This window comes from Pedobacter sp. UBA4863, from assembly GCF_002399615.1.
Taxonomy (GTDB): domain Bacteria; phylum Bacteroidota; class Bacteroidia; order Sphingobacteriales; family Sphingobacteriaceae; genus Pedobacter.
On sequence record NZ_DHDZ01000037.1, the window covers coordinates 1 to 7,085 of the forward strand.

Genomic DNA, 7,085 nt, shown 5'->3' on the forward strand with positions numbered 1-7,085 from the left:
GTATCAAGACAAAGTTTATAGGCTCAGCCGGCTAACCTGTACCGATTTATCGGTATGAGTGGAAAAAAAATGAGATTGCTTCGTAAACTCGCAAAGACGGTTTGATGAACGCCACCAATCCTTGCTCTTTGCTCCTTGTTCTTTGCTCTTTGCTCCAACCAACCAACCAACCCTTTAGCCAGCGACGGAGGACCGACGGAGGACCGACGATAGACCGACGGTGAACCAGCATACCTCAAACGACAAACACGACAAAAACCGACAGATGCGCCATTTTGCAAGTTCTATTGCCAAACCAGACCTATATTAGAGGTGCCAACAAACTTGTCTAAAAGATGCTTTTTACACGAGAATAAGAAAACCTCAAAACACAAAAAAGGCCCTTAAACAACTGTTTAAGGGCCTTTTTTATGAATGTGGAGAATGCCGGATTCGAACCGGCCACCTCTTGCCTGCCAGGCAAGCGCTCTAGCCAAATGAGCTAATCCCCCATGTGGGAGGCAAAAGTAAGTATTTTTAGTAATTATGCAAGTATTAAATAAAAAAAGGGAAGACTTTACAGCCCTCCCAAACACAATAACATAGTTAAGCGGAGAATAGACAAACGTATCTTTTTGACTTAACCTAAATTTATCCAAAACTACACCTGCGCAGTTTAGTTCACAATACCTAGAAATGTGTATTTTTATTATTTTGTATAAGGAAAATTCCTCGATACCTTTCTCATCATTCTTTCAACAAGGACGTCTGATGATGATAGTACATTATCGTCCATACTTTTGTAAAATCTCCAAAGTAAATTTCCTTTTTCTCCTTCGTTGATTACAAGCGTTAAAGCCCCTGTACCTGTTTTTGAACCAATTCCACCAAATAAGACAGTTGTAGCAATTGCTCCCGCTTCCGACCTTGACTGTTCGGTTTCAAACTGCCCGCCTATAACCGCGTCCACTCCTAATATCTTAGCAATTTCATCTTTAGTCGTTTCCCCTAGTTTATCAAAAACACCTGCTTTTTTTAGTAATATGTTTGTTTTTTCTACATCTTGAAATTCAACAGTATAGTTAGAAGCTTTTCTTAACAGAAAAGTGTACATACTAGATTGGATTGAAGTAGATAAAGCCTTCTCTTGTTCTTTATTAGCTTCTGCACTAAAATTCTTAGGTTGTTTTTTGTAAGAAATCCTTGTATTAAAAGGCAAAATTGCCACAATTTTGTGCTTAGTAATTTCCGTTTTAAGATTTGGGCTTTCAAATACTTGTTTACTTCCTTCGAATTGAGCGTTTGCGGCCATAGAAATAGCTACAAATAGCGTTAGTAAGACTGTTTTTTTCATTTTTAATAGTTTATTTACTTTTTGCAATTATATCACAATTTCAGTCAAATAAAAATTTATTTGAAATATAAATTAATCAGCTTCGCCGTTTTTTCTGATGCACCAGCTTGCCCCATAAGCTGATGTAATTCCTGGTAATCATCTAACAACTGTTTTCTTCTATCGCCCGAAACAATAAGTTTTAACTCTTCTGTTATTTTCTCTTTTGTGCAATCCTGCTGAATAAGTTCCGTAACAATTTTCCTATCCACTATCAGATTTACAAGAGAGATAAATCGGATTTTCACCAACAATCTTGCAACAGCGATTGAAATTGCCCCGCCTTTATAAACCACCACTTGCGGCACTTTAAACAATGCCGTTTCGAGTGTTGCTGTACCAGAAGCTACCAATGCAGCATGGGCATGGTAAAGCAAATCGTAGGTTTGGTTAAATACCAAGGCAGCCTTGCTTTGTCCAATAAATTGCTGGTAATAAGCAGCATTAAACGTGGGCGCTGCCGCAATAACAAACTGATACGAATCAAAGGCATCGGCTATGCTCAACATTACAGGCAGTAAGCGTTCTATTTCTTGCTTTCTGCTTCCTGGTAAAAGTGCTATAATAGGTTTTTCGCCTAATTGATTCTCTTTTGTAAACTGTTGGTTGGGTACAAACTGTGAAATCTCATCTAACAATGGATTACCCACATAATCTACCTCCATGCCCCAGTCTTTGTAGAAAGCTACTTCGAAAGGCAAAATGCAAAACAGGTGATCTACAATTTGTTTTATTTTTAGCACACGCTTTTGGTTCCAAGCCCAAACTTTTGGCGAGATATAATAGCAAACTTTAATGCCATGCTGCTTGGCAAATTGCGCAATCTTTAAATTAAAGCCAGGAAAATCTATGAGAACCAACACATCTGGCCCATAAGCCAATACATCTGCCTTGCATGATTTTAAATTTCGCAGAACTGTACGCAGGTTAAGCACTACTTCGGTAAAGCCCATAAAAGCCATTTCGGCATAGTGTTTTACCAATTCGCCTCCCTCAGCTTGCATTTTATCGCCACCAAAATACCTGAAGTTAGCTTCAGCATCTTCAACTTTAAGGGCCTTCATCAAATTTGCGCCATGCAAATCTCCCGAAGCCTCTCCTGCTATTAAATAGTATTTCATTTTTTTTGGATATGAGTATTAAGTTTCGAGTATCAAGATTGCATGGGGCATTGAGCAAAGAGATTTCTGCACAAACAACTTTTCAACCTTACAACGTTCCAACATCTAACTTCGCAACTCCTCTCTCAAATCTCCTGCATTATTTTATAAAAGAAAAAAGCAAAAGCACACAAAAAAGTAGCACTTACAACTCCTCTCGAAACATTTTCTTTGTTGATTTTGTTAAAGAAGCTTACCCAAGCTAAATTAACGGCCACACACCCAATTAGCAAAAGGTCTGCCTTTTTAAAAGCCGTGGTATGGTGCATTAAATACCAAGCAATGCCCCCTAATACTAGCGGCGTGCCCAAGCCTATGCCCAAACCTACCAACACATGGTTTTTTACTGAAGAAAAAAGCTTGGCCATTTTATCCTAAATTTGTACCGTCTGCACTTGCTGTATTTTTAAACAGCGTTGGTTCTCCACTAAAACTCCAAGTATTTAATATTTGGATGGCATGGTGTGCCGTTAGGTCAAACTGCACCGGTACCACCGAAGCATAGCCATGTGCTAATGCCCAAACATCGGTATCTTCACCTTTATCGTAATTTTCGAAAATACCCGTTAACCAATAATAAGGTCTTTTATAAGGATCTTGGCGCTCTTCAAAATCTTCAGCCCATTTGGCATTGGCTTGCCTGCAAATCTTTATGCCTTTAATACCGTCTCCCTTAGGGAAATTAACATTGAGCAAGGTGCCATTTGGCAAACCATTAGCCAAAACTTGTTCCGTAATTTGCTTGATATATTTCTTGCAGTGCGAAAAATCTGCATCTTGGGCAAAATCATCCATAGAAAAACCAATAGAAGGAATTTTCTCAATAGCGCCCTCTACCGCAGCAGACATGGTGCCCGAATAAATCACATTAATGGAATTGTTGAGGCCGTGGTTAATTCCAGAAACACATAAATCTGGCTTTTTGCCTTTAAAAACCTTATTTACTGCCAATTTCACACAGTCAACAGGCGTACCAGAACACTTGTACATTTCAATTGGCGGATACAGATCTACCTTATCAAAACGTAAAGGTTTACCAATAGTGATGGCATGTCCCATTCCCGATTGTGGCCCATCTGGTGCCACCACAGTTACATTTCCTATTTCACTCATCACCTCAATCAGTGCTTTAATGCCTGTTGCGGTAATGCCATCGTCGTTAACTACTAATATTGAGGGTTTAGTTTTCATCTGGGATTAAAAATTATTTTCATTTGCGATAAAGCAATCGTGATTTAGGTAATAACATTAAGAGAAAAACCACGACGACTTCGATTTACCAAAAATACAAGATTTTATGCTAATCAACCTAATTGCTGTTTTTAAATAGCACCCTATAGTTTAAATAAAAGGAACAGTTTAAAAACGACATCAACATTTTACATATCGAGTTTGGTGGGGCACCAAACGCTAGCCCTAATCTAACACCCATTTTACAGGTTGTGTTTGGCGCCCCTGCCAAACTTAGCCCGAAGCCGATAGACGGTGCCCTGGCCGTCTAGGTGTTTTCTTTGAATGAAAAATATTAAACAGTTTCTAATTGTCTTTGTATATTTGAATGATAACTTATTACAACATGAAAAAAATTATATTATTTGTTTGCCTATTATTTATAGGTTCAAACTTAGTTGCCCAAAACGCTACTTACCAGTGGAAAACGGCTACTTCTGGAGGTTACACCTATAAATATGTAACCAACGACCCTTCTAAAACACGCTTTTACACCTTAAAAAATGGCTTAACGGTAATTTTATCACCAAATGAAAAAGAGCCAAAAATTGAATACCGTATGAGTATTAGAGCCGGCAGCAACACCGACCCTAAAAACGCTACTGGTTTAGCACACTATCTAGAACACCTACTGTTTAAAGGAACCGATAAATTTGGCACTGCAGATTGGGCAAAAGAAAAACCTTTGTTAGCTAAAATTGATGCACTTTACGAAAAGTACAACAAAACTACCGACCCCGCACAACGTAAAGAAATCTACAAAGAAATAGACAAGGTTTCTGGAGAAGCCTCTAATTTTTCTATCGCAAACGAGTACGACAAAATGATGCAGGGTATTGGTGGCAACTCTACCAATGCACACACATGGTACGAAGAAACCGTTTACAAAGAGGATTTCCCTTCAAATGCAATCGATAAATTTTTGGCCATCCAAGCAGAGCGTTTCCGCAACCCTATATTCCGTATTTTCCATACAGAGCTAGAGGCCGTTTACGAAGAGAAAAACAGAGGCTTGGATAACGACGCTTGGAAACTGAACGAAGCAATGATGGACAAATTATTTCCTACGCACAATTACGGACAACAAACCACCATCGGTACTATTGAGCACTTGAAAAATCCATCGTTAGTAGAAATCAGAAATTACTATAACAAATACTATGTACCCAACAATATGGCAATTATTTTAGCTGGCGACTTAAACCCAGATGAGATGATTAAAAAAGTAGCCAAGGCTTTTGGTTACATGGTATCAAAACCTTTGGCACTTTACAATCCGGCTCCAGAAAAACCATTAACCCAAATCCAAAAAGTTGATGTGTATGGCCCTAGTGCAGAAGTAGTAGAGATTTACTACCGTGGCTTTGCAGACAATAGTAAAGAAAGCTTAATGCTTTCCTTAATTAAAAGTATTTTAACCAATGGTAAAGCTGGCTTGTTCGATATTAATTTGAACAAGCAACAAAAGGTATTGAGGGCCAATGCTACCTACCAGCAAATGAAAGACTATGGCGTGTTTAATTTATCGGCGCAGCCAAAACAGGGGCAAAGCTTAGACGAAGTTGCACAACTCTTATTAGCGCAAATACAAGCTTTAAAAGATGGCAAGTTTGACAACGAACTATTAAAGGCTATTGTGGCCAACCAGAAGTTAAGTTATCTGCAAGCTTTTGACAGGAATAGCAACAGGGCCGAAATTTTTTCTAACCAATTTATTTTACACCGCGGCAATAAGTGGAATGCAAGTTTAGCTAGTATTGATGAAACCGCTAAAATTACCAAGGCGCAGGTAGTGGCTTTTGCCAAAACCTTTTTCAAAGACAACTATATAATTGGCTACAAACACAAGGGCGAAGACAAAAACACCATCAAGGTAGAAAAACCTAGCATTACCCCTATCAATGCTAACGCTGGCTTAACTTCTCCTTTTGTGAAAAATACTTTAACAGCTCCTATTAAGCCATTAACCCCTAAATTCTTAGATTACCAAAAAGATATCGCCTTTGGCAAAGCTGGCATTGCAGAGGTATTGGCTATTAAAAACACAGAAAATGCTATCTTTAGAATGAGCTACCGTTTTAACATTGGTGCCAACAACTACAAGTTATTGCAGTACGCCTCTTCTTATTTGCCTTTTTTAAGTACCGATAAATATACTGCCGAAGAATTAAGCAAACAGTTCTATAACATTGCCTGTAGCTATAGCTTAAATGTAGGTTCGGAAACCACCACCATTAACATTAGCGGCCTACAAGAAAACTTCGATAAAGCAGTTGCTTTGGTTGAACACATTTTTGCGAACGTACAAGCAAACGAAAAAGCGCTTGCCGAGCTAAAAAACAGCATCCTTAAATCTAGGGAAAATGCTAAACTAAATAAAGGTGCCATTATGAGCGGTTTAACTTCTTATGCACAGTATGGCAAGTTAAACCCCTTCAACAATGTTTTAAGCAATGAAGACGTAAAGAACATTAAGGCCGAAGACTTAATTTATACCTTAAAAAATTTAAACAACTACGAACACGTAATAACCTACTATGGTCCACAAGATTTAGCTGCATTTACAGCAAATATTAAAAAAGCACATGCGTTGCCCAAAGAGTTTACGCCTGCTGCACCTGCCAAAGTTTATACCTACACCATTCAAGACTCTAACAAGGTTTATTTTGCCAATTACGATATGGTGCAATCTGAAATACGCTGGTTAAGAAACACAGGCTTATACAACAAGGCTGACGGTGCAACCATTGAAGTATTTAACAATTACTTTGGGGGCGGTATGGGCTCTGTAGTGTTCCAAACCATTCGAGAGTCTAAGGCACTAGCTTACTCTACTTTTGCAACTTACGCATCGCCAGATAGGGCCGACAAACAATACAGCATGGTAGCTTATGTAGGTAGCCAAGCAGATAAAATGAATGATGCCGTAGCTGGCATGAACGAGCTTTTAAATGTGTTGCCTAAGAGCGAAAAAACATTTGAAGGCGCTAAAACCAACTTATTGAGCAACTACGAATCGGATAGGGTATTGAAAGATGCCATTTTTGGACACTATTTTGCAGATAAGAAATTAGGTTACAGCTACGATTCGAGAACAGATAGGTACAAAGAAATTAAACCTATTACTTTCAACAATATTAATTCGTTTCATCAACAAAAAATAGCCAACAAACCATACACTTATTTAATTGTTGCCTCTGATAAGAGAGTGAAACAAGAAGACATGGCCAAATTTGGCGCAGTAAAAACCCTAACGCTAGAAGATATTTTCGGGTATTAATCTGCTAAAACCATAACAACAAAAGGGGCTGTCTCAAAAGAGA

Annotated in this window: 5 protein-coding genes and 1 tRNA gene; 1 reads left to right on the forward strand and 5 read right to left on the reverse strand. The window is 38.4% G+C overall.

Going from position 1 to position 7,085, the window contains the following annotated elements; genetic code table 11:
• Window positions 1–417: 417 nt before the first annotated feature.
• From B3I52_RS09055 to surE, 5 genes are all read right to left on the reverse strand, one after another.
• Window positions 418–491: transfer RNA gene (locus B3I52_RS09055), tRNA-Ala, on the reverse strand.
• Between the two features lie 197 nt (window positions 492–688).
• Window positions 689–1,360, reverse strand: coding sequence for a hypothetical protein (locus tag B3I52_RS09060; protein WP_293300533.1), 672 nt, complete (start codon window positions 1,358–1,360; stop codon window positions 689–691).
• Window positions 1,361–1,389: 29 nt separating this feature from the next.
• Entirely contained in the window at window positions 1,390–2,493 is a 1,104-nt protein-coding gene (lpxB, locus tag B3I52_RS09065; protein WP_293300535.1) for a lipid-A-disaccharide synthase, read from the reverse strand.
• A gap of 125 nt (window positions 2,494–2,618) precedes the next feature.
• The gene (locus tag B3I52_RS09070; protein WP_293300537.1) at window positions 2,619–2,900 is read right to left on the reverse strand and encodes a stationary phase survival protein SurE; all 282 of its coding nucleotides are present in this window, start codon (window positions 2,898–2,900) and stop codon (window positions 2,619–2,621) included.
• 1 nt (window position 2,901) lies between these two features.
• Window positions 2,902–3,723, reverse strand: coding sequence for a 5'/3'-nucleotidase SurE (surE, locus tag B3I52_RS09075; RefSeq protein ID WP_293300539.1), 822 nt, complete (start codon window positions 3,721–3,723; stop codon window positions 2,902–2,904).
• A 385-nt stretch (window positions 3,724–4,108) separates the two neighbouring features.
• Here surE and B3I52_RS09080 point away from each other — a divergent pair, with 385 nt between their 5' ends.
• Complete coding sequence (locus B3I52_RS09080) at window positions 4,109–7,042, forward strand: M16 family metallopeptidase (RefSeq protein WP_293300541.1); 2,934 nt, start codon at window positions 4,109–4,111, stop codon at window positions 7,040–7,042.
• The last annotated feature ends 43 nt before the right edge of the window (window positions 7,043–7,085 follow it).